The sequence below is a fragment of the Kitasatospora sp. NPDC058190 genome (assembly GCF_042883685.1).
GTDB lineage: Bacteria > Actinomycetota > Actinomycetes > Streptomycetales > Streptomycetaceae > Kitasatospora.
In genome coordinates, this window is record NZ_JBHVVI010000264.1 from 1 (window position 1) to 3,180 (window position 3,180).

At 70.0% G+C, this 3,180-nt stretch carries 4 protein-coding genes and 1 pseudogene; 2 read left to right on the forward strand and 3 right to left on the reverse strand.

All coding sequences use genetic code 11. The annotated features are described in order from the left end of the window. Positions 1-79: 79 nt before the first annotated feature. Together ACFVWU_RS44610 and ACFVWU_RS44615 are read right to left on the reverse strand one after the other, a co-directional pair. The gene (locus ACFVWU_RS44610) at positions 80-547 is read right to left on the reverse strand and encodes a hypothetical protein (RefSeq protein WP_387632395.1); all 468 of its coding nucleotides are present in this window, start codon (positions 545-547) and stop codon (positions 80-82) included. 242 nt (positions 548-789) lie between these two features. Next, positions 790-1,005 (reverse strand): annotated as a pseudogene (locus ACFVWU_RS44615) (IS982 family transposase); the annotation flags it as partial. Positions 1,006-1,059: 54 nt separating this feature from the next. Between ACFVWU_RS44615 and ACFVWU_RS44620 the strand changes: the two are divergent. Together ACFVWU_RS44620 and ACFVWU_RS44625 are read left to right on the forward strand one after the other, a co-directional pair. Beyond that, complete coding sequence (locus tag ACFVWU_RS44620; RefSeq protein WP_387632401.1) at positions 1,060-1,575, forward strand: putative immunity protein; 516 nt, start codon at positions 1,060-1,062, stop codon at positions 1,573-1,575. A 92-nt stretch (positions 1,576-1,667) separates the two neighbouring features. Further along, positions 1,668-2,357 (forward strand): alpha/beta fold hydrolase, encoded by a 690-nt coding sequence (locus ACFVWU_RS44625; RefSeq protein WP_387632397.1) that lies wholly within the window; start codon positions 1,668-1,670, stop codon positions 2,355-2,357. A gap of 70 nt (positions 2,358-2,427) precedes the next feature. Here ACFVWU_RS44625 and ACFVWU_RS44630 read toward each other — a convergent pair whose 3' ends face one another. After that, entirely contained in the window at positions 2,428-2,973 is a 546-nt protein-coding gene (locus ACFVWU_RS44630) for a hypothetical protein (protein WP_387632400.1), read from the reverse strand. Positions 2,974-3,180: the final 207 nt, after the last annotated feature.

The window sequence follows — 3,180 nt, forward strand, 5'->3', positions numbered from 1 at the left end:
CGACTTCCCACTCCGCACTGGGGTCGGCCTGGCCGACTTCCCACTCCGCACTCGGTGGATCTCCTGAATCGACTGCTCGTCAGCAGGCGTCGGCCATGACGAGGATGCCGCCGACGGCCGCGATTCCGCCGAGAATGCCGTCGATGACCACGCCTGCCACGATGGAGAACGCGCCGATGGCGCACATCGTGCCGTCGTTCTCGTCGGCGGGAGACTTCAAGCGCGTGATCCGGTTCCGAAGAAGCGGAACGACGCCGCCGTCGGCCTTCACCAGCGCGTCGATGGACGTCTGCACGGCGGCCGGGGTGAATCCCTTCACCGCCTGGGTGAGGGTGTCGGCTCCGAGCCGGTCGATGAAGCCGAGCGCGAAGTCCGCATCGAGCTGACTTCTGGCCTGTGCGCTCCTGTCGAGCAGACGTTGCTTCGAAGCCTGGTCCGGCGGGCCCTCTTGGAGGGCGGCCTCGGCGGTGAGGGCGTTCAGCGCGTCCTGGACCATCTTCGTCCAGCGTTGGCGTTCGTCGTCCGTGAGCGGCGGATTGCTCGTCATTCTCGCCTCCATGGGTAGCGGATCCGGGCTGCCCGGGCGCTGCACCCCGACAGCCGGCCTCTTCGCAGCACCGCTGCCGACGCTAACCACCACCCGCCCGGACCACCTGCTGGCGGGACCGTGCGAGTGACGCGCGGAGCCCGTTCAGGGTGCGGATGCGGCGCGAAGGGCATCCATGGTTCGGAGCAGACCGGCTGAGGAGTGGGAAGTCGGCGGATCCGACTTCCCACTCCGCGTCTTCCATGCTGCAGGTGGGAACGGGCGTGGCGGAGCCACCTGGCCTCGGAGGTGACGCCGAGCACCGCCTGCATCATCGCCGGCGTGACCAGTTCGGCGTCGGTGAGCTGCGGGGCGATTCCCCCGGCAGGCCGCCATGGCGCGAGATGCGGAGACGCCTTCAGCGGATCGTCGGTCCTCACATAGAGTGCGGTCGCGAGGGTGCCCAACTCTGCCTTCACATACTGACGTTGGATGCGCTCGCCCTGTGTGTACAGTCGATCCCTTGGAACACCATGATCCTCCCCAAAGATCGCGACCCCCGCTTCATCACCATCCGCCGTGGGGGAACGCTGACGGACTCCGACCATCGGCTCCTGGCTCTGTGGGCTGCCGAGTGCGCGGAGCACGTTCTGCACCTCTTCGAGTCGGTGCAGCCCTCGGACCCGCGGCCCCGCGAGGCGATCGAGCAGATTCGGGCCTGGGCGTGCGGCGAGATCAGGATGTCCCAGTCCCGAGCGGCGGGTGGCCATGCCATGGCTGCGGCACGAGAGTTGAGCGGAGCCGCCCGGCACGCCGCATATGCTGCCGGCCAGGCGGCAGTGGTGGCGCATGTCGCCGCACATGAGCTCGGTGCTGCGGCCTACGCCATCAAGGCCGTGCGTGCGGCGGCCCCCGGGCCGGAGGGTGAGAGCGCCGGCAGGCTCGAGTGCCGTTGGCAGCGCGAACAGCTCCCCGATGTGATTCGCGAACTCGTCCTCGACGATCAGCGGTTGCGCAACGAGATCTGCTGGTCGGTCTTCGAGTGTTGACGGGCGTGACGGCTTGTCTGCTTGTCTGCACTGATCTCGGAAGCGATCATCTAGCCTGCCTGAGGGACCAACGACGATGAGGGGACTGGCCGGTGGCGACTTACGTACTGATCCATGGCGGGGCTGCTGACTCCTGGTGCTGGGGGCCGCTGACCGCCGAGTTGCGCGACCGGGGCCACGAGGTGGTCGCGCCCGACCTGCCGTGCGACGACGAGTCGGCCGGGCTCGCGGAGTACGCGGACGCGGTGGTCGAGGCGATCGGCGACCGTGGCGAACTCGTCGTCGTCGCGCACTCGTTCGGCGGATTCACCGGCCCCCTGGTGTGCGACCGGGTGCCGGCGGACCTGCTGGTGATGCTCCAGGCCCAGGTGCCGGCCCCGGGCGAGTCACCGGGTGCGTGGTGGGACAACACGGGGTACGGGCCGGCACGGCGGGAAGCCGACCTGCGCAGGGGAATCACGGAGGGCACCGAGGAGGACCCCCGCTCCTTCTTCCTGCACGACACTCCGGCGGACCTGGCCGCCGAGTTGCTGGCGGAGCACCAGCGGACCCAGGCGGCGACGCCGTTCGGGAAGCCGTGGCCGCTGAACGCGTGGCCGAAGGTGCCCACCAGGTTCCTGATGGCGTCCGATGACCGGTTCTTCCCCGCGGAGTTCATGCGCAGGGTGGTCGTCGAACGGCTCGGCTTCCAGCCGGATGAGATGCCCGGCGATCACCTCCCGATGCTCGGACACCCGAAGGAGCTGGCCGAGCGCCTGGAGGCGTATCGCGCCGAGCTGTGAGCGGCCCGGCGGGCGCGATCGGGCTCGCGGCGGCAGAGTTCTGCGGGCGTCCGGATCAGTTGTGCGCCGGTCAGGCGGTGCGGCGGCGACGTCGGGCGTAGGCGGCCGTGACGACGGCGAGTAGCGGCCCCCACAGCAGGAGCGGCGCATAGCAGGCGTTCATGATCCACGCGGCCGTGCCCTGGGGTGATTCGGAGCCGCCGGCGGAAGCCGGCGTGCCGCCCCAGAACATCGGTATCGTCACCGCAGCCACCGCGAGTGCCCCCAGTGCGGCCGGCAGGACCGCCGCCCACGTCGGGACGGGCCTGCCGCCGAGGAGCGGGATCCAGCGTGGCACCCGCTCGCCCCAGGGACGGACCAGACCCATGGTGAGGAAGGCGCATGTCTCGATCACGACGGTCAGCAGGGTGATGTAGGTGGAGGTCTCCGGGCCGGGCCGCCAGTCCTGCGCCAACTTCCCGCTGAAGCCGACGGGAATCCCCACGGCCATGGCCATCCGCCACAGGCCCGACGGCAGGACGGCCAGCGGCACGGCCCGTGCCGTACGGTCCAGCCATCGCGGCACCGAGAGCGCAGTGGCATGGGCGGCAGCGGGTGGCGTTTCCACGGAAGCCATGGTCATCTCCTGAGGTGGCGGGCGTCAGTGCCAGCCTCACAGGCCGCTCCCCGCCCCTCATCCGCTTGCAGAACCATCCCGCTCACCCTCCAGGGGGAGTCCGGCTGAGCGCGGCGAGCCGGAGATGCCCGGCGCGCCCCGGGGCTGACGGAGACAGCAGAGGAGTGGGAAGTCGGTGGGGGCGCCGTACCACACCGGGGTGTTTTT

Bases quoted from the DNA above. Each gene is read 5' to 3' on its own strand.
- ACFVWU_RS44610 (WP_387632395.1), bottom strand. From the start codon at position 547: ATGACGAGCAATCCGCCGCTCACGGACGACGAACGCCAACGCTGGACG.
- ACFVWU_RS44620 (WP_387632401.1), top strand. From the start codon at position 1,060: ATGATCCTCCCCAAAGATCGCGACCCCCGCTTCATCACCATCCGCCGT.
- ACFVWU_RS44630 (WP_387632400.1), bottom strand. From the start codon at position 2,973: ATGGCTTCCGTGGAAACGCCACCCGCTGCCGCCCATGCCACTGCGCTC.